Source organism: Streptomyces sp. NPDC096176 (assembly GCF_044763255.1).
Lineage (GTDB): Bacteria > Actinomycetota > Actinomycetes > Streptomycetales > Streptomycetaceae > Streptomyces.
In genome coordinates, this window is the sequence record NZ_JBIWFV010000006.1 from 21,086 (window position 1) to 39,372 (window position 18,287).

Genomic DNA, 18,287 nt, shown 5'->3' on the forward strand with positions numbered 1-18,287 from the left:
ACGCCTCGCCGTGATACCTGCCGACGGCGGTCGGCGACCGCTGGTCCAGGCATCAACGGTCGCTGACCGCCACCCAGGCGGTCGGCTGAGTGGAGGGCCTGTCCCCTCACACATGCCTGCGGACACCGCCATGGGTGGCAGGCTCGCGTCGCTCCACTGCCGCGACGCCACGAATCGAGCAGTCCGCCGATGCCGTCCGGCGCCCGGCCCTTCTGTAACGCCTCTCCCCTCGTTGCCTCTTCGCCACCGGCCCAGGGCGGTCCGGTGGCGGAGCGCAGCTGGGACAGCGGCGCCTTGGAGTGAAAGTCGATGGAATCTTTGAGAGTCGTGGTGCAGGGGGTGGCCGTGCAGCTTGTCGTCTCGCGGGACTACTCCCTGCCCATGTATGTGCGACTGCGGTACGAGCCCACTGATCCCTATGTCGTCCGTGCCTGCTTTTTCACCGACAGTGACGAGCCGGTGGAATGGGTCCTGGGACGCGATCTTCTGGTTGATGGCCTGAGTCGTTCCGCTGGCAACGGGGACATCCGGATCTGGCGGGCCGCCGGCCGTGGTGACCGCGCGATGTACATCGCCCTCGGGTCTTCCGGGGGCACCGCCTTGCTCGAGGTTTCCGCGCAGGACGTCAAGACCTTCCTGGAGAACACGCAGGCTCTGGTGCCACAGGGCACCGAGTCCGGACACATCGACTGGGGCGCCGAAATGGCGAACCTGTTTGCGGACAGCTGAGAGAAGCCGCCCAGCTGTCCTGCGGGACGGACCCGTTGCACCCACACCTTCGTCCGCTTTCGCCGGACGGAGGGTCCGGAAACGGCCTCCACCACGTCACGCCCCGACCACTGACATCCATACCCAGAGGAAAGGAACGAGTTTTCATGTCCCAGTACCAGCTTCGTGTCTACACACTGTCCAGCCCTGAGGCGCTCGTCGCCTACGAGAACATCTGGTCCCAGCACATTCCCGGTATGGCCAAGCACCGGATCACCACACACGGCGTCTGGACGGTGCCCGCGGCCCCCGGGAGTGAGGCACCCCAGCTGTACGCCCTCGTTTCCTACAGGGACGCCGACGACGTGCAGGAGCGGCTGGAGGCGTACCTGTCCAGCCCCGAATTCCGCGCCGACATGGAGGGCTTCGGCATCGGCCAGATCGTCGACGTCGCCGAGACCGTGCTGACACCCACCGCCGACTCACCCTTGCGGTGACAGGTACCGTGCCGCTCGACGTGAGACTGCTCGACGTGAGAATGAAGAGCAATCTTCCATGCCCGACTGGCAGCTTCGGGCGGGCAGCCGGAACGAACTGAGGCATCAGCAAAGACTTCTGGACGATGCAGACCTGGCCGAGCCAGTAGCCGCGGCTGATCGCCGCCGCGGTGGCGACCTGGAAGAACAGGACAGCCAGTACGAGGGCGAGTGATCCGGTGCGGGTGACCGGCAGCCGAGCGGCGAGCAGTGTGAGGCCGACGAAGTTGCCGAAGACTCGATTGACAGTGCGTCGCCAGGTGAGCGCCAGGTCAGACTGGAAGATCGAGGCGGCGGCGACCACGGCCCGGTACGGGCGGCCGACGCCCAATGCCATGGAGGCTCAGCCGGCCAGGGTGCAGCCGGCCGTGACCCGAGCGCTGAGGAGCAGCAGGCGGGAACAACCGGGTCGTAGGACGCTCAGCAGGCGGACGTGACACCCATTCATAATCCAACCGCCAGACGCTGCGGTCCTGGCGGTTATCTCGAGCACGACACCGGTCCGCTGCCTTGGGCCACAGCTCGGTCGCCCGGCCCAGCCGCAGCACACCACGCAGCTGCGGCGGCAGCGCCGAGACGGTCTTTCCGGCGTGATGGGTACTTCCTCATGCGCCGCGGCCCCGGCTCGCCCGACCGCGGGCCTGCTTCAGGCCGCGGCCGCAACGCCGTGGGACCAGGGACTCAATGACCGGCGCCCTGGCCGTCACGGCCCGCGGGGTGCCGGCCTTCCAGGCCCGTGATGAGCGTGTCCAGCACCAGGCGGAAGACGTGGTCCTCATCGGGGCCGTTCCTGTGCCCGTCTTCGTCGGCGGTGGGCACGGTGGGGGGCTTGAGGTTCGCCCACTGGTGGAGCGCGCCGCTGAGTTCGGCATTGAGGACACCGGTGATGACGGCGCAGATGATCGCGGCGGTCTCCGGGATCTCCAGGAGCGGCACTCCCGCGGCGCCCAGCGTCGCGGTGAGCCCTGTCAGGAACGGGTCCTCACGCTGGATGAAGTCCGACTGGTGGCTGAACGAGTAGGTCATGAGCTTGGGGTGGCGGTGCGCCAGTGTCCGGAAATCCGTGGCGAGCAGGCGGATGCGCTCCTGCCAGGGGGCGTTCTCGAGTGTCACGGTGCGGAACTGGGCGCCGACCATTCTCGCCACGCCCCGCAGCACGGCCTCTTTGTTCGGTACGTGGTGGTACAGCGACATCGGGTTCGCGTCCAGTGCGGTCGCGAGTTTGCGCATGGTGAGCGCGTCGACGCCGTCCGCGTCGATGAGCCGCAGGGCGGCGGCGTAGATGCCGGCCTCGGTCAGAGGCACGTCTCTCTTCCTGGTTCCCCGCGGGGGACGTCTCAGCTTTTCCATACCCAGTATGGTAGCAGTTCCGTACGCTGTACGGAAATGACGTCGAGCACGGCGGTCACGCGCGACCCGGGTTGCGTGGACTTTCCATACGACGTATGTTACTACTACTTCCATACGACGTATGTTTCTGCGGAACAGTGCAGCACATGCGCCGCGGTATCACCGGCGCCCTGCCCGCCACCTTCTACTCGAAGGAGTAAGCCCCATGACCACACACCCCGAGACCGACCCCCGCATCGTCCGGTCCGCGAACGGGATCCCGCTCCTGGAGCCCACGCCGCCGATCCCCGACACCAACCCGGTCGCGTTCTTCAGCGAGCTGTCCAAGCAGTTCCCCGAGGGCATCTTCAGCCTGGACCTCGGTGGTCAGAAGAACGTCTTCGTCTACGACCCGGACCTGGTCACCGAGGTATGCGACGAGACCCGTTTCGGCAAGCCGATCCTGGCGCCGCTGTCCCATGTCCGGGACTACACCGGCACCGGCCTGTTCACGGCCCATGAGGAGGATGACGGCGAGCTGTGGGGCATGGCGCACCGGATCCTGATGCCGGCGTTCAGTCAGCGGGCGATGAAGGGCTACTTCGGGCAGATGCTGGAGGTGGCCGAGAACCTGGTGGGCAAGTGGGAGCGCAGCGAGGGCCGGCCGGTCAATATCACCGATGACTACACCCGGCTGACCCTGGACACCATCGCCCTGTCGGGGTTCGGTTACCGGTTCGACTCGTTCGCCAAGGAGGAGTTGCACCCCTTCCTGAACGCGCTGCTGGAGGCGCTGACGGAGTCGATGCGGCGTACGGGTGAGCTGCCGGAGATGACCGCGGCGCGCGCGGACGACGACCGGAGGTACCGCGCGAACATCCAGGTGATGCGCGACCTGGTCGAGAGTGTGATCAAGGAGCGCCGTCAGGGCAGGAAGAGTGACGGCGACCTTCTGGGTCTGATGCTCGAGGCCACCGACCCGGAGACGGGTAAGCCGCTGGACGACGACAACGTCCGTGACCAGGTGGTGACGTTCCTGATCGCCGGTCACGAGACGACCAGTGGTCTGCTGTCGTTCGCGACGTACTCGCTGATGCGTAACCCGCACGTGCTGGCGCAGGCGTACGCGGAGATCGACCGGGTGATGCCGGGCGACACGGTGCCGGATTACGACACGATCATGAAGCTGGACGTGATCCCGCGGATCCTGGAGGAGACCCTGCGCCTGTGGGCCCCGATCCCGCAGATCATGAAGGCGCCGCTTGAGGACGCCGTCATCGGCGGTAAGTACGTGCTGGAGCGGGGCACGCAGACGAACCTGCTGATGGGCCCGCTGCACAGCCACCCCAAGGCGTGGGACCGGCCGGAGGAGTTCGACATCGACCGGTGGCTGCCGGAGAACCGCGCCCAGCACCACCAGCACGCCTACAAGCCGTTCGGCAACGGCCGGCGTGCCTGCATCGGACGGCAGTTCGCGCTCACCGAGGCCAAGCTGGCCCTGGCGATGGTGCTGCAGAAGTTCAAGTTCGCCGACACCACCGACTACAAGATGGACGTCAAGGAGGCGCTGACGCGCAAGCCCGGCGACTTCAAGCTGAACGTGCGAACCCGGCAGGAGCACGAGCGGACCGTCTTCAGCGTCGCGGACCTGCAGACGGATGACACGCAGCAGGCCGCCGCGGTCAGCGGTGTGGGCGTGAACCTCACCGTCGCCTACGGCTCCAGCCTGGGCTCGTGCGAGGACCTGGCCCGCACCATCGCCGACCGCAGTGAGCGCTCCGGCTTCGGCACCACGCTGATGAGCCTGGACGAGCTGGGCGAGAACCTGCCCACCGAGAACCTGCCCACCGAGGGCCTGCTCGTCGTCGTGGCCGCCAGCTACAACGGCAAGGCGCCCGACAACGCCCAGCGCTTCGACGAGCTGCTCGCCGCCGGACTGCCCGAAGGCTCCCTGAAGAACGTGCGGTTCGCGCTGCTGGGCGCGGGCAACACCCAGTGGGTGGCCACCTACCAGGCCTTCCCCAAGCGGATCGAGGAAGGCCTGCTGGCCGCCGGCGCCACGCCGGTCGTCGAGCGCGGTATCGCGGATGCCGCGGGTGACTTCGACGGCATGGCCAGTCGCTGGCTGGGCACCCTGTGGGCCACCCTGGCCGAGGAGTACGCCGCCGACACCTCCGAGGCGAGCGGCCCGCGCTACCAGGTTCAGCTGCTCACCGAGGCCGACGTGCGTCCCGCGATCGTCTCCGAGCAGGCATACCCCCTGACGGTGGTGGCCAACGAGGAGCTCGTGGCCGACGCGACCGGCCTGTGGGACTTCCAGATCGAGCCGCCGCGCCCGTCCGCGAAGTCCATCACCGTCGAACTCCCGGAGGGTGTCACCTACGACACCGGCAACCACCTGGCCGTCTTCGCCAAGAACGAGGCGCAGCTGGTTGACCGCGCACTCGCCCGCCTGGACGTGGAGCGTGACCAGGTACTGCGACTGGACCTGCCCGCGGGCGGCCGCAGCCATCTGCCGGTCGGTGTGGCCGTCACCGCCGGCCTCCTGCTCACGGAGTTCGTGGAGCTGCAGGACGTGGCCACCCGTTCCCAGATCCAGACCCTGTCCGAGCACACCGAGTGCCCGTGGACCCGGCCGCAGCTGCAGGCGTACACGGCCGAGACGGACGAGGCCGAGGAGCGCTACCAGAGCGAGATCCTGGGCAAGCGGGTCTCGGTGCTGGGCCTGTTGGAGCGCTTCCCCGCGGTCGAGCTGCCGCTGGCGGTGTTCCTGGAGATGACGGGCCCGATCCGTCCCCGCTTCTACTCCATCTCCTCCGCCCCGCTGGCCAACCCGCGTCACGTGCGCCTGACCGTCGGCCTGCTGGAAGGCCCGGCCCTGTCCGGCGACGGCCAGTACCGCGGCACCTGCTCCTCCTACATCGCCGGTCTCGAGCCCGGCGACGTGTTCTTCGGCTACGTGCGGGTGCCCTCCCCGACCTTCGCCCCGCCCGCGGACCCCGCCACGCCGCTGATCCTCGTCGGCCCCGGCACCGGCATCGCGCCGCTGCGCGGCTTCCTGGAGGAGCGCGCCTGGCAGCACGCAGGCGGCACCCAGGTCGGCCTGTCGCAGGTGTTCGTCGGCTGCCGCCACCCCGAGCACGACTACTTCTACCGCCAGGAGATGCAGGACTGGGAGCAGGCTGGCATCGCCCAGGTCCACACCGCCTACTCCGCGGTGACCGGCCACCCGGCCCGGTTCGTGCAGAACACCCTTGCCAACACCGCCGACACGGTGTGGCAGGCCATCGAAGACGGCGCGTACATCTACGTCTGCGGTGACGGCCGCCGCATGGCACCCGCCGTGCGCGAAGCCCTCGCCGCGATCTACCGCGAGAAGACCGGCGCGGACGACGAGACCGCCCATCAGTGGCTCGCCCAGCTGGAAGCCGACGAGCGCTACCAGCAGGACGTCTTCGCCTGACCCCCCGAACGCCGGGAGGCGTGCGGCGCCACCTGCCGCCCCGCGCGCCTCCCGGCCCCAAGCCCCACTTCCACGGCATCACACGGCACCCATCGCCCGAACGGCGAGGCGTGCCGCTCAAAGAAAGAAGCTCACCATGGACACGATGCTTGCCGGACGCTTCCACGTGGACAGCAAGAAGTTCCTCGTGGAGGAGGTGCCCGTCCCCGTGCCCGGCCCGGGCGAGGTCCTCATCGAGGTCAAGGCCGCCGGTGTCTGCCTGTCCGACGTCCACCTGATCGACGGAACCCTTCCCCCTCTTTTCCTCGAGTCCGACGTGGTGACCGTCGGCCACGAGGTCTCCGGTGTGATCCACACCCTGGGCCCCGGCCTCAAGCGGGACCTGGCCGTCGGCACCCGCGTGGCCCTGGAGGCCGGCAAAGCGTGCGGTCACTGCGACGGCTGCGTGCGCCACCGCCCCTGCACCCAGGTGCGCACCGCCGGCATCGACTACAACGGCGGCTGGGCCCAGTACATGGTCACCCCCGAGGAGACCGTTGTCCCCATCCCTGACAGCCTGCCCTTCGACCAGGCCGCGATCATCCCCGACGCGGTCTCCACCCCCTACGCCGCCGTCGTGGCCACCGCGGGTGTCCGTCCCGCCCAGTCCGTGGGTGTGTGGGGTGTGGGCGGAGTGGGCGCACACAACGTGCGCGTCGCCCGCCTGGTCGGTGCCGCGCCGATCATCGCCATCGACCCGCTGCCCAGCGCCCGCGAGCGCGCCCTGAGCTTCGGGGCCGACCTCGCTCTTGACCCGGCCGCCCCCGACTTCGCCGACCAGGTACGCGCGGCCACCGCCGGACGCGGCCTGGACTTCGCCTTCGACTGCGCCGGCGTTCCCGCCGTCCGCGAGCAGGCCGCCGCGGCGCTCGGCCTGGGCGGCAGCCTCATCCTGGTCGGCATCACGCCCAGGCCGCTCACTATCACCGAGGGCCTGACCTTCAACTACATGCAGAAGCAGGTGCGCGGTCACTACGGCGGCACCCCCGAGGGTGTCTACGAGCTGGTGCAGCTGGCCGCCCGCGGCCGCCTCGACCTGGCCCCCTCCATCACCGACCACATCCCGCTGGCCGGCGCGGCCGACGCGGTCCACCGCCTGGAGAACAAGATCGGCGACCCGATCCGTCTCATCCTCGTCCCCTGACATCCGTTCAGTAGGACATCAAAGCCACCTCGGGCAGGGGTGAGTGGGCGCCGGTGCTTGAGGGAGCACCGGCGCCCACGGTCGTTCGCCCCCGCCTCGGCGAAGCCGGGCCCGGCACCCGGCGGTCCGCTCGGCTCACAGCCAGCCGCGGCGGACCGCCTGCGCGCCGCCTGGAATCGGCTCGTTGCCCCGAGGCAGGTGGTCAGGTCGGTGATCCTGCGGCGCAGGGTGCGTTCGCTGAGGCCGAGCTGGCGGGCTATGGTCTCGTCCTTCAGCCCGGTGTGGAGCAGGTGGAGCAGAGCACGGTCGGCCTCGCTGAGGTCGGGATGGTCCTCCGTCTCCCGGGCCTCGCTGCCGAAAACGGGAGTGGCCTGCTGCCAGATCGCCTCGAAGAGGTCGACGAGGGCGTCGCACAGTGGTGACCGGTGCACGAGGGCGGCAGTACTGCGCAGGCCGTCGGCGCCGGCGGTGAGCGGAACAAGGGCATCTCGGCGGTCGAAGACCAGCAGCTTCAGCGGCACATGGGGCAGCACCCGGGCCTGTTCCCCGAGGTGTTGGAGCAGTTCCGCGCGCTCGGGGATGGCCAGTACCTGGCTGGAGTAGATCGCCCGTGCCCGCACGCCACGGGCCAGCAGCTCCTCTTCGGACTGCAACGCGCCGGCGTCAGGCGTGAGGTAGGGCGGGGTGTCGAAGCACAGGACCTCGTGTTCGGCGCCCGCCATCAGCTCGGTCAGCCAGGCGGTGATCGCGGCCGGTCCCTCGACGATCTCGACCAGTCGGTTCGGATCGGCGCCCAGCTTGCGTTCGTTGAACTCGGCACCGTAGGCGTCCAGTGAGGCCGCCGCGCGCTCCAGCTCCAGACGACGCGCGCGGATCAGGGCGGCCAGGCCGATGCGAGGGTCCACGGGGGGCATAGCGGGTGGGCCGTCCCGCCGAGGGGTGTCGACGCGGCCCTGGCGGCCATGAAGCAGCCGACAGCGGGAAGCACGCGGGGGCCCGGAGTCCATGGCCGTCTGGCCGTTCGGACGCCGGGCCCCTGTATGCCGTGCAGTGGTCAGTCGAGATCGGGCAGTGGGCGCCGGGTGACCTCGTGGGCCTCGTCCGGGGGGACGCCGAGCATGCGCAGGACCATTTCGGCGAGGTCGGAGGCGGCCTCGTCGCCGTCGAGGTCGGTCGGGGCCAGCCGCAGCGCCACGAGGGAGATCAGGGCGCCTCCCACGGCGGACAGGGCGGTGGTCGCGTTGGGGCAGCTGAAGCGGCCCGAGGCGATACCGATCTCGAGGTCGCGCAGGGCGCGCGGGGACAGGCCGCGGTCGGAGTGGACGTGGGCCAGACCGCGGTCGCGCAGGATCCGCATGAGCTCGGGGTGGGAGTCGACCATCCGGGCGGTGAGCCGGAAGCCCGCGGCGACGAGCTCGGCGGGGTCCTCGATGCCCTGTACGCGCTCGTCGATGACCTGGCCGAACTCCTCCAGCGCGTCCGTCACCGCCGCGTCGAACAGTTCCGTCTTGGACTCGAAGTGATTGTAGAAGGAGCCGAAACCGACATCCGCGCGCTCGGCGATGGCCTGGATGCTGGCGCTGGTGTCCCCGGTCTCCGCGAGGATCTGCCGGGCCGCACGGATGAGTGCCTGACGGGTTTCGGCGCGGCGCCGCTCGAAGCGGTTCTTGGGCGGGGCTGGCGTCGGCATACGCCGAGTGTACAGCTTCCCGATGATCACCGCATTACTGATGATTCTCTCAACTTTATGGCCTCCTTCTATTGACGATGGGTATCTGCAAAGCTGATAATTTCCTCATTACGGCAATGTTGCTTGGAGGACACCATGTCCCGCACCCCCGTTAACACGGCCGACCTGGCGACGCCCCACCAGGATCTCCACAGCGAGCTGGGCGCCCTGCGGGGCGAGCACCCCGGACGCGCGCGCAACCCCGTCATCAAGGCGGCCGACCTGGCATGGCTGGAATTCGAGAAGCCCGACCTGGACCGGGCCGAGGTGTTCGCACGTGACTTCGGATTCGCGGTCGCCGCCCGCACCGAGGGCGAACTGTGGCTGCGCGGTACGTTCGCGGGCTCACCGTGCATGGTCATCCGGCGTGGCCAGGCGTCCCGCTTCATCGGGCCTGCGTTCCGCGCGGCCGAACGGGCCGATCTCGACCGGCTCGCCCGCGCCACCGGCAGTTCTGTCCGGGACATCGACGTGCCCGGCGGCGGACAGTCGGTCACCCTGCTCGACCCCTCCGGCTTCCCCGTCCGGGTCGTGCACTGCGCCGAGCAGCTGCCCCCGCTGCCCGACCAGCAGCCGCTGCTCCTCAACACCGGCGGCGAACACCGCCGTACGAACGCCACCCAGCGAGCGCCCCGCGAGCCGTCACGTATCCAGCGGCTCGGGCACGTGGTGCTGGAGACCCGCGTGTTCCAGCGGACCCTGAACTGGTACCTGGACACCCTCGGCATGATCGTCAGCGACTTCCTGTTCCTGGACGGGCAGCGCGGGCGCGGGCCGACCATGGCGTTCATCCGCTGCGACCAGGGCGGCGCGGCCGTGGACCACCACACTCTCGCCCTGCATCTGGGGCCCGGAACCGGCTACGTCCACTCCGCCTACCAGGTCACCGACCTCGACGCGATCGCCGCCGGCGGCGAGTACCTCGCCGAGCGCGGCTACCGGCGCAGCTGGGGGATCGGCCGGCACGTCCAGGGCAGCCAGCTGTTCGACTACTGGCGCGACCCCGACCATTTCATGCTGGAGCACTTCGCCGACGGCGACCTGTTCTCCTGCGACCTCGAACCCGGATGGGCGCCGATGTCGGCGAGCGGCCTGTCGCAGTGGGGCCCGCCGGTCACCCGCGACTTCCTGGGCGCCAACCCGTCCCCCGCCAAGCTCCGCGAGGTCATGACGGCCCTGCGCGGCGACAACGAACTCGACCCCGCACGCCTGCTGGGCCTGATGAAAGCGATGAGCTCATGAGCACGAATGTTCTGCGCACCACCGAGGGCTGGTGGGTCGTCCTTCCCCAAGCTCTCGACTCCGCTCGAGCAGGGGAGACCCCAACCGAGCGCGCCGTCCGTATCGACACCAAGGCGGTCACCACCGCCGAGCTGCTCGCCGACCGTGCTGCGGTCCACGCGGCCGCCGCCTCCGACGAGAGCGGCACGCCCGTCGCCGACCTGGTGGCTCTGCCTCCGGTCACCGCCCCCTGCCGGGTGGTCGCCCAGATGGTCAACTACCGAAGCCACGCCCGTGACTCGGGCTTCCGTGGCGAGATCCCGCCCACCTTCTTCCGCAAGGCGTCCGGCTCGGTCAGCGGCCCGCACGACACGATCGTCCGCCCCGCGCACGTGAAGTTCCTCGACTACGAGGTGGAACTCGGCCTTGTCATAGGTGCCCCCTTGCCGGTGGGCACCGTCGTCGAGGAGCGCGACCTGTCGCGTTACGTCGCCGGGCTGGTCCTCACCAACGACGTCAGCGCGCGCGACGTCCAGCTGACCAAGACCCAGTTCTACGAGAGCAAGTCCTACCCGACCTTCACGCCGACGGGGCCCTACCTGGCCCTGCTGGACCCCGAGGACTTCGACCACCTGACCGACCTGCGGCTCAAGCTGTCGGTCGACGGCGCACCGCGCCAGGACCGCACGCTGGCCGACATGATCGTACGGCCCGCGCAGGCGCTGACCCTGCTCGCCCGTTTCCAGACCCTCGCCCCGGGGGACCTGCTGCTGACCGGCACTCCGGGGGGCACCGCCCTGAAGGCCCCGTCCAAGGTGGTCGAGAAGATCGGCGCGCTGCTGCCGCCCGCGACCAAGTGGAAGGCGTTCTTCAAGCGCCAGGCCAAGAATCCGCTCTACCTGCGCGACGGTGAGGTCATCACCGCCACCATCGCCACCCCCGACGGGCGGATCGACCTCGGCGAGCAGCGCACCCCCGTGACGGACGCCAAGTGAACACCTCACGCAGGACACCGGTGGTGATCATCGGCGCGGGACCGGTGGGGGTCACGGCCGCCCTGCTGCTCGCCCGGCAGGGCGTGCGCACCCTCGTCCTCGAACGCCACCAGGACCTTTACCCCCTGCCGCGCGCCGTCGTCGTGGACGACGAGGTCCGCCGGATCCTGCAGAGCGTCGGTGTCCACGAGGAGTTCGCCGCCCTCGCCCGCCCGGCGCGCGGGCTGCGGCTGCTGGACGCCCGGCGCCGCATGATCGCCGAGTTCGCGCGGTCCCTGCACGGACACCACGGCTTCCCGCAGACCAGCATGTTCGACCAGCCCGAGCTGGAACGCCTGCTGCGCGAGGCCCTGGCGCGCCGCCCGGAGTGCGAGCTGCGGGGCGGGGTGGAGGTCGTGTCCGTCACCCAGGACACCGACAGACCACATGGTTCGACGGCTCCGGTCCAGGTCACCTTCCGCCGCGACGGCAGCGAGGAGGAGGAACACGTGTGGGCCGATGCCGTCCTCGGCTGCGACGGCGCGGGCGGCATGACCCGCGACGCCATCGGCGCCGCATGGGAGGACCTGCACTTTGAGGAGAGCTGGCGAGTCATCGACGTGCGCACCAGCCGCCGGGTGCGTACCTGGGAGGGCGCCGAGCAGATCTGCTGTCCCACCCGGCCGGCCACCTTCATGCGGGTCGGCGAGGACCGCTACCGCTGGGAGTTCCGGGTCCCCGAGAGCGAGCAACTGGACGGGCCGGAGGGGCGGGAGCGCCTGCGTGAACTGGTCGCCCCCTGGGTGGACCTGCCGTCCGACGCCCCGTGGGACGACTTCGAGGTGCTCCGGCAGGCGCAGTACACCTTCCGTGCCCGCCTCGCCGACCGATGGCGCCGGGGACGCGTCTTCCTGCTGGGAGACGCCGCCCACCTCACCCCGCCCTTCGTCGGGCAGGGGCTGTGCGCGGGCCTGCGTGACGCCTACAACCTCACCTGGAAACTCGCCCGCGTCCTCCAGGAGGGCAGGGATGAACGGTTGCTGGACACCTACGAGCAGGAACGCAAGCCGCACGCACGCCGTGTGATCCGCGTCGCGGTCGCCGTCGGCTGGGCCATGACCGGCGGACAGGACGGGGCCGCGGCGCTCCGCCGGGCCGTCGTGGGCGCGGCCTGCCGTGTCCCGGGCGTGACCGCGGCGGTGAGCCGAGACCTCAGCCCCGCCCTGGCCACCGGTCCTCTGGTGCGCCGCCGCCGCGGGCTGACCGGCCGCCTGCTGGCCGGCACCTTCTGCCCGCAGCCCTGGGTGCATCACGACGGCGATCGGACGCGACTCGACGACGTCCTCGGGGACTCGTTCGCCGTCCTGACGGCTGTGCCGCCCACCGCGCGGATGACGGCCGTGGCCACGGCCCTGGGCGCGTCCACGGTTCACCTCGACGACCTGGGCGACGACGGCACCCTGGCCGCCTGGCTGGCACGCGGCCGGGCGGACGCCGTCCTGCTGCGCCCCGACCGCGTCGTGATGGACACGGTCCGCGCCGGCACCGGCGACTTCACCGAGACCGCCGCCTGGGCACCGCTGCTGCACACGGCCCGCCGCCCCGCCGATGCCCGGCCCGTCCTCTGACGAGGAGCACCACACCATGACCACCCCGCACCCCACGCCGTATCCGAAACCGTTCCTCCCGCCCGACCCGAAGGCGGCCGCCGCCAGCCGCATCGCGGACTTCGCCCGATGGGCCGCTGAGCACCGGGGCGCCGAAGGCATCAAGGACCCCACCGACTACGACGCCCTGCACCGCTGGTCGGTCACCGACCTGGAGGGGTTCTGGGCCGCGGTGTGGGAGTACTTCGACATCGATGCGACCACTCCGTACGAGCGGGTACTGGCCGAGGAGACCATGCCCGGCACCCGCTGGTTCCCCGGCGCCACCCTCAACTACGCCCACCACGCGCTGCGCAACCTGCACCCGGACGCTCCCGCGATCACCGCACTGAACGAGACCGGAGCCGACTACGAGATCACGGGCCGGCAGCTGCGCGCCCAGGTCGCCTCCGTCGCAGCCACCCTGCGCGACCTGGGCGTAGGACAGGGCGACCGGGTGGTGGGCTACCTGCCCAACACCCCCCACGCCATCATCGCCTTCCTCGCCACCGCCAGCCTGGGCGCGGTGTGGTCGGTGTGCGGCCAGGACTACGCACCCAAGGCCGCCGCCGACCGCTTCGCCCAGCTCGAACCCACGATTCTGATCACCGCGGACGGCTACCTTTTCAACGGCGCCACGCACGACCGCCGGGCCGCCTCGCTCGACCTGGCCCGCGCCCTGCCCACGCTGGAGGCCACGGTTCTCGTGGACCATGTGGGCCTCGCCTGGCCCGAGGGCTGGCACGCGGGGCTGAGGATTCCCTGGGAGGACGCGGCCACCCGCGTCGAGTCCCTCACCATCACACCGGTGCCGTTCGACCACCCGCTGTGGGTCGTGTTCTCCTCCGGCACCACCGGCGTGCCCAAGGGCATTGTCCACGGACACGGTGGCGTCCTGCTGGAGCACCTGAAGATCCTGGGCCTGCACTGTGACCTGGGCGTCGGGGACCGCCTGCTCTGGTACACCACCTCTCACTGGATGATGTGGAACCTGGTCGTCTCCACCCTGCTGACCGGCGCCACCACGTGCACTTATGACGGCAGCCCCGCGCCGCATGCGCGCCCGGACGTCCTGTGGGAGCTGGCGGCCCGCCACAAGGTCACCTTCTTCGGCACCAGCCCCCAGTACCTGCTGGCCATGGACAAGCTGGGCATCGAACCCTCCGTGCACGACCTGTCGGCCATCCGCGTCGTCGGCTGCACCGGCTCCGCCCTGCCCGCCTCCGCCTACCCCTGGGTTCGCGACCATGTGGGGCCCGGCGTCCAGCTGGCCTCCACCAGCGGTGGCACGGACGTCGTCTCCGGCTTCGCCGGCAGCGCCCCCACAACCCCGGTGTGGGCGGGGGAGCTGTCCGCCCCCAACCTCGGCGTGGCGCTGGCTGCCTACGACGCGGAGGGCCGCCCGGTCCGCGACCAGGTTGGCGAACTCGTCGTCACCCGGCCCATGCCCTCGATGCCGCTCTACTTCTGGAACGACCCCGACGGCGCCCGCTACCGCGACTCCTACTTCGGCGCCTACCCGGGCGTGTGGCGGCACGGCGACTGGATCACGCTCACCTCGCACGGCTCGGTGATCGTCCACGGCCGCTCCGACGCCACCCTCAACCGCAACGGCGTGCGCCTGGGCAGTGCCGACATCCACGATGTCGTCGAGCGCCTCCCCGAGATCACCGAGGCCCTCGTCATCGGCGCGGAGGAACCCGGCGGCGGCTACTGGATGCCGCTCTTCGTGGTCCTCGCCGATGGGGTCGGCCTGCACGATTCCCTGCGCGAGAAGATCCGCGACGCGATCCGCGCCGGCGCCTCACCCCGCCACGTCCCCGACGAGATCATCGCCGTACCGGCCATCCCGCACACGAAAACCGGCAAGAAGCTCGAGGTTCCCGTCAAGCGCCTGCTCCAGGGTGCTCCCGCCGAGCAGGTCCTCACCCCCGCGGCCGTCGACAACCCCGACCTGATCGCCTACTTCGCCCGCCTGGGCGCGGAGCGGAACAAGCGGTCAGCAGACCACACATGACGTCGGCCAGGGGCCACAGGCCCACGTGACAGCACCGGGTCCTTGTGCCCCGCCCGGCTCCGCAAACCCCGTCCCCACCCCGTGGTGCCGGGGCGGAGGCCCCGCCCCGGCACCACACCATCCGCACAACCGAAGCAAGAGAGAGAAACCATGAGCACGACCGACCGCGAACCGCAGACCCTCGACGTCCTTGACGACGCCGGGCGAAAGGTGCTGTTCACCGAGGCCCGCACCGCGAACACCTTCGCCGCAACGACCGTTGACGACGACGAACTCGCCATGATCTGGGAACTCGCCCGCTGGTCGCCGAGCGCCGCCAACGGTCAGCCTCTGCGTGTGCTCTTCGTGCGCACCCGCGAGGGCAAGGAGCGACTGGTCCGCCATCTCGACGAGGGCAACAGGGCCAAGACGCTCAGTGCGCCCGCCGTGGCGATCCTGGCGTACGACGTCGACTTCCACGAGCAGATGCCGACCGTCTTCCCGGCCCGCGGCGACATGCTGCGAGCGGCGTTCGCCGACCAGACCGAGACGCGCGAGAGCCTCGCGGCCTACAACTCGGCACTGCAGACCGGGGTCTTCCTGCTCGCGGTGCGCGCAGCAGGGCTCGCGGCCGGCCCCATGGCGGGCTTCGACAGGGCCGGCGTGGACGAGGAGTTCTTCGCCGGTACCAGCTGGCGCTCGCATCTGGTGGTCAACCTCGGTCACCCCGGCGCCGACCCGTGGTTCCCGCGGCTGCCCCGCGTGCCCGTCGAGGACGCCGTCGCCTGGGCCTGACGGCACCGCCGTCGCCTGGTCGCGCAGGGTCCCAAGCCGGATCACCCGAGACTCGGCGTAGAAGTGAGAGGTGCCATGCGTGGGCGCCGGTGCTCTCCTGAGTACCGGCGCTCATTTCCAGAGATCGCCGACATACGTATATGGCCCGCCGACTCACGACGTTCCTCCAGGCAACAGAGGCGGTGGTGCCCAGAGGTGCCGAGCCGGTCACACCGATGTGGATGAACTTGCCGGCGCACTTCCTTGCCGAAGGATGAAGGCGGCCCAGCCGCTGCTCGCCGCGAGGCAGGTCGCCCCATGCCTCGCGTCACCGAGTCCTGTTAGCGCGCCCACACTGAGGGTGGCACACTGAAGCTATGGCTCCGCTTATGGTCGCCGCGGATCAGAATGCGATCTCATCATTTACAGGCGCCAGCGTTGTGTCGGTGTGCGCATTGCTCTTCACCGTCGCGTCCTTCTGGTGGCTGAATGCCAGACAAGGGTGCCTGAAGTCGTGGGAGCCTCAATCCTTTGCAGCGATTGCCCACGGTTCCATGGCACGCCTGCGGCTTCCGCTCGTACTTCACAACACCGGTCCAAAGCCGATAGTCGTGCAGGACCTCATACTGACGTTCCCTGATGAGTCGGCCTCTCATCTGCCACTCCTGTGGGTTTCCACACCGTCTCGTCTTCAGTCGGGGTCGGACGATGAAGCGAAACTGCCGGCGGGATTCGTTGTGCCCGGCAGAGAAGCGCGACAACTCTTCATCGAGTTCGAAGCACCGTTTTCCGGGCTCCTCCTCCCGGAGGCCCGTGATTACCGCGTCCAGATACAAGTGAGGCTTGGCCACCGCAAGGGATGGCGCCCCCTACTGACGTTCACCTTGAGGGCCGCCAACATCATTGATCCCGATCGGTACACCGTATACAACAACGCACCTGTCGAACTGACGAAGGAAGACCAGAAAAGGGCAGACGCTGCGCTCCTGGAGCTGTTGGACGAACAAGGGGACGCTTCGGCTCCGGGCGAGAGGAACCAGCGGGACTCTTCGAACGACGATGGCAGCACCGGCACGAATCGCTAGAGGATCCGGCTCCGTGTCGTCCTCGTCGGCACCGGCGCTTCCGCACTACGCTCACTGGTAACGTATGAGCCATCCTGTCTCGCCTGCTCCGTCACGCGTACGGCATCCATGAGGCGAGCGCGTTGTCCACGCTGCGCACCACGAATTCCTCGTCCAGGGCCTGGCCGAGCAGGTAGCGCCGGAAGAACAGCGGCCCCATGATCCGGGTGAGGAGGAGCGCTGCGTGGTCGTCAGCGCCGGCGCGCAGTTCGCCGCGCTTCGCGCCGGTCCGCAACGCCGCGCGGAGCTGCTCGACGGCAGTTCCGTAGAGGAGCTGCCGCATCTCCCGCGTGCGCGGATCTCGCTCGGCCTGGTCGATCAGCGCGGCGGTGACCGAGGCCGAGAGGGACTGGTTGAACCAGTCAAGGCGTTCTGCCAGTTGGCGCACCAGCTGGTCGCGCACGGCACCTTCGCCCACGCTCAGCAGCGGCTCGGTGGAGTCGGCCAAGGCGTCCAGCAGGAGGTGCTGCTGTTGCGGCCAGTGGCGGTAGACCGTGGCCCGGCCGACACCGGAGCGTTCGGCAACCGCGGCGTGGGTGACCGCCCCGGGCCCGCCCTCCCCTAGAAGCTCGGCCGCGGCCGCCAGGGCTGCCGCGCGGGTTCGCTGCGCGCGGGGGTCCACCTTCGACGGGCTCATCCGAGACCTGTTTCCTCGCTTCTCTGCGGCGGCCGGGGGTCGACGGCGACGTCACTCGATATCTATGAGACGGCTTGCCTCACAAGGTGCTCCTGATACATACTGTCTCACAGATCAGGGGGAAAGTTCAGCGCCGGGGGCTCACCCTTTTCCCGTACGGCTACGAGGCGGCGCCGCCCTCCGCGATGGCCGTGCTGGAGCGCTGCTGTGACTGCGTGGAGCGGATCACGGGCCACTCCACGGAACACGTCCGGGGAGCCGTGTACTTCGAGGTCATCGAACAGCTCCTGAACGCCGACGGCCTCGTCGAGGCCGCCTGGCCGTACATGAAGGAGCGGACGCGGGCACGCACCCTCAGGATGCTGGACTTCTACGGCGTCCTCTGCCCGGCATCAACCAGCGGCAGGACTCACAGCCGCACGAACACCAGCGCCGTCTCGTCCGTCGCGCCGCCGGGCGACAGCAGTTCCAACGGGACCGCGTCGGCGAGGGACTCGGGGTCCGCCGCTTCGCCCGCTGCCGTCGACGCGGCACGAGCGGCAAGCCATGCGGCCGCCGCTGCGTACCTCCATCCCAAGGCAAGCGCTCATCAGTTGAAACACATTCTCGGTGTGGCAGCGCATGCGGCGCGAGCAGAAGAGTTGGCATCCGGAGAAGACCAGCGTGTCACTGCGGGGATCCTTGAATGGGCGTGTCATCACGCACCACCAGCGGTCACCGCGGAGCTCGGCCGTCTGCCCGCCGCACCTCCCGGAGGCGGGCGGGTGGGCGAGTTCATTCGCGATCTCGACGCCGCTCTCCGCGCCTGAGGGCGATCAGATACAGGCTCGGCATGCGTGAGGGTGCGCAACGCGTCCGGGAGATGACGGAGAGCGGGCTCGACTTCGACGGCGTGTTCTGCGTGACCGACTCCCTGGCCATGGGGGTGCTGCGGGGCTTGCGGGGGCGTCTCCTTACGTAGCCATCA

15 protein-coding genes and 2 pseudogenes are annotated in these 18,287 nt (G+C 69.6%); 11 read left to right on the plus strand and 6 right to left on the minus strand.

Features of this window, described 5'->3' with window-relative positions; genetic code table 11:
* The first annotated feature begins 339 nt into the window (after positions 1 to 339).
* Both ACIQ7Q_RS17750 and ACIQ7Q_RS17755 read left to right on the plus strand, forming a co-directional pair.
* Complete coding sequence (locus ACIQ7Q_RS17750; RefSeq protein WP_403862237.1) at positions 340 to 729, plus strand: SsgA family sporulation/cell division regulator; 390 nt, start codon at positions 340 to 342, stop codon at positions 727 to 729.
* A 146-nt stretch (positions 730 to 875) separates the two neighbouring features.
* The gene (locus tag ACIQ7Q_RS17755) at positions 876 to 1,205 is read left to right on the plus strand and encodes an NIPSNAP family protein (RefSeq protein WP_403862240.1); all 330 of its coding nucleotides are present in this window, start codon (positions 876 to 878) and stop codon (positions 1,203 to 1,205) included.
* A 133-nt stretch (positions 1,206 to 1,338) separates the two neighbouring features.
* Here ACIQ7Q_RS17755 and ACIQ7Q_RS17760 read toward each other — a convergent pair.
* Positions 1,339 to 1,581, minus strand: a pseudogene (locus tag ACIQ7Q_RS17760) (FUSC family protein); the annotation flags it as partial.
* A 344-nt stretch (positions 1,582 to 1,925) separates the two neighbouring features.
* Positions 1,926 to 2,549: a TetR/AcrR family transcriptional regulator gene (locus ACIQ7Q_RS17765; RefSeq protein ID WP_403862243.1), complete on the minus strand. Its 624-nt coding sequence runs from the start codon at positions 2,547 to 2,549 to the stop codon at positions 1,926 to 1,928.
* A gap of 250 nt (positions 2,550 to 2,799) precedes the next feature.
* On the opposite strand from ACIQ7Q_RS17765, the gene ACIQ7Q_RS17770 reads away from it, so the two are divergent.
* Positions 2,800 to 6,036, plus strand: coding sequence for a cytochrome P450 (locus ACIQ7Q_RS17770; protein WP_403862246.1), 3,237 nt, complete (start codon positions 2,800 to 2,802; stop codon positions 6,034 to 6,036).
* A 136-nt stretch (positions 6,037 to 6,172) separates the two neighbouring features.
* Positions 6,173 to 7,219, plus strand: coding sequence for a zinc-binding dehydrogenase (locus ACIQ7Q_RS17775; RefSeq protein ID WP_403862249.1), 1,047 nt, complete (start codon positions 6,173 to 6,175; stop codon positions 7,217 to 7,219).
* Between the two features lie 173 nt (positions 7,220 to 7,392).
* Here the strand turns inward: ACIQ7Q_RS17775 and ACIQ7Q_RS17780 are convergent.
* Both ACIQ7Q_RS17780 and ACIQ7Q_RS17785 read right to left on the minus strand, forming a co-directional pair.
* A pseudogene (locus ACIQ7Q_RS17780) lies at positions 7,393 to 8,226 on the minus strand (helix-turn-helix transcriptional regulator); the annotation flags it as partial.
* A gap of 47 nt (positions 8,227 to 8,273) precedes the next feature.
* A complete protein-coding gene (locus ACIQ7Q_RS17785; RefSeq protein ID WP_403862252.1) occupies positions 8,274 to 8,909 on the minus strand; it encodes a TetR/AcrR family transcriptional regulator in 636 nt (211 codons plus the stop codon).
* Between the two features lie 135 nt (positions 8,910 to 9,044).
* On the opposite strand from ACIQ7Q_RS17785, the gene ACIQ7Q_RS17790 reads away from it, so the two are divergent.
* The 6 genes from ACIQ7Q_RS17790 (at position 9,045) to ACIQ7Q_RS17815 (ending at position 16,644) form a co-directional block, all read left to right on the plus strand.
* Positions 9,045 to 10,190, plus strand: a complete 1,146-nt coding sequence (locus tag ACIQ7Q_RS17790; RefSeq protein WP_403862256.1) for a VOC family protein — start codon at positions 9,045 to 9,047, stop codon at positions 10,188 to 10,190.
* Positions 10,187 to 11,164, plus strand: a complete 978-nt coding sequence (locus tag ACIQ7Q_RS17795) for a fumarylacetoacetate hydrolase family protein (RefSeq protein ID WP_403862259.1) — start codon at positions 10,187 to 10,189, stop codon at positions 11,162 to 11,164. Before ACIQ7Q_RS17790 ends, ACIQ7Q_RS17795 begins: the two co-directional genes overlap by 4 nt.
* A complete protein-coding gene (locus ACIQ7Q_RS17800) occupies positions 11,161 to 12,771 on the plus strand; it encodes a bifunctional 3-(3-hydroxy-phenyl)propionate/3-hydroxycinnamic acid hydroxylase (RefSeq protein ID WP_403862262.1) in 1,611 nt (536 codons plus the stop codon). The genes ACIQ7Q_RS17795 and ACIQ7Q_RS17800 overlap by 4 nt, the downstream gene beginning before the upstream one ends.
* A gap of 16 nt (positions 12,772 to 12,787) precedes the next feature.
* Positions 12,788 to 14,806, plus strand: a complete 2,019-nt coding sequence (locus tag ACIQ7Q_RS17805) for an acetoacetate--CoA ligase (protein ID WP_403862265.1) — start codon at positions 12,788 to 12,790, stop codon at positions 14,804 to 14,806.
* Between the two features lie 150 nt (positions 14,807 to 14,956).
* A complete protein-coding gene (locus ACIQ7Q_RS17810; RefSeq protein WP_403862268.1) occupies positions 14,957 to 15,580 on the plus strand; it encodes a malonic semialdehyde reductase in 624 nt (207 codons plus the stop codon).
* Positions 15,581 to 15,936: 356 nt separating this feature from the next.
* Positions 15,937 to 16,644 (plus strand): hypothetical protein, encoded by a 708-nt coding sequence (locus ACIQ7Q_RS17815; protein ID WP_403862271.1) that lies wholly within the window; start codon positions 15,937 to 15,939, stop codon positions 16,642 to 16,644.
* A 91-nt stretch (positions 16,645 to 16,735) separates the two neighbouring features.
* Here ACIQ7Q_RS17815 and ACIQ7Q_RS17820 read toward each other — a convergent pair whose 3' ends face one another.
* Both ACIQ7Q_RS17820 and ACIQ7Q_RS17825 read right to left on the minus strand, forming a co-directional pair.
* A complete protein-coding gene (locus ACIQ7Q_RS17820; RefSeq protein WP_403862274.1) occupies positions 16,736 to 17,320 on the minus strand; it encodes a TetR/AcrR family transcriptional regulator C-terminal ligand-binding domain-containing protein in 585 nt (194 codons plus the stop codon).
* A gap of 409 nt (positions 17,321 to 17,729) precedes the next feature.
* Positions 17,730 to 17,897, minus strand: a complete 168-nt coding sequence (locus tag ACIQ7Q_RS17825; RefSeq protein WP_403862277.1) for a hypothetical protein — start codon at positions 17,895 to 17,897, stop codon at positions 17,730 to 17,732.
* Positions 17,898 to 18,152: 255 nt separating this feature from the next.
* On the opposite strand from ACIQ7Q_RS17825, the gene ACIQ7Q_RS17830 reads away from it, so the two are divergent.
* Entirely contained in the window at positions 18,153 to 18,281 is a 129-nt protein-coding gene (locus ACIQ7Q_RS17830) for a hypothetical protein (RefSeq protein ID WP_403862280.1), read from the plus strand.
* Positions 18,282 to 18,287: the final 6 nt, after the last annotated feature.

Excerpts from the sequence above, each read along its gene's own strand:
- ACIQ7Q_RS17755 (WP_403862240.1), top strand. The coding sequence starts at position 876 with ATGTCCCAGTACCAGCTTCGTGTCTACACACTGTCCAGCCCTGAGGCG.
- ACIQ7Q_RS17770 (WP_403862246.1), top strand. The coding sequence starts at position 2,800 with ATGACCACACACCCCGAGACCGACCCCCGCATCGTCCGGTCCGCGAAC.
- ACIQ7Q_RS17775 (WP_403862249.1), top strand. The coding sequence starts at position 6,173 with ATGGACACGATGCTTGCCGGACGCTTCCACGTGGACAGCAAGAAGTTC.
- ACIQ7Q_RS17785 (WP_403862252.1), bottom strand. The coding sequence starts at position 8,909 with ATGCCGACGCCAGCCCCGCCCAAGAACCGCTTCGAGCGGCGCCGCGCC.
- ACIQ7Q_RS17790 (WP_403862256.1), top strand. The coding sequence starts at position 9,045 with ATGTCCCGCACCCCCGTTAACACGGCCGACCTGGCGACGCCCCACCAG.
- ACIQ7Q_RS17795 (WP_403862259.1), top strand. The coding sequence starts at position 10,187 with ATGAGCACGAATGTTCTGCGCACCACCGAGGGCTGGTGGGTCGTCCTT.
- ACIQ7Q_RS17805 (WP_403862265.1), top strand. The coding sequence starts at position 12,788 with ATGACCACCCCGCACCCCACGCCGTATCCGAAACCGTTCCTCCCGCCC.
- ACIQ7Q_RS17810 (WP_403862268.1), top strand. The coding sequence starts at position 14,957 with ATGAGCACGACCGACCGCGAACCGCAGACCCTCGACGTCCTTGACGAC.
- ACIQ7Q_RS17815 (WP_403862271.1), top strand. The coding sequence starts at position 15,937 with ATGGCTCCGCTTATGGTCGCCGCGGATCAGAATGCGATCTCATCATTT.
- ACIQ7Q_RS17820 (WP_403862274.1), bottom strand. The coding sequence starts at position 17,320 with ATGAGCCCGTCGAAGGTGGACCCCCGCGCGCAGCGAACCCGCGCGGCA.
- ACIQ7Q_RS17830 (WP_403862280.1), top strand. The coding sequence starts at position 18,153 with ATGCGTGAGGGTGCGCAACGCGTCCGGGAGATGACGGAGAGCGGGCTC.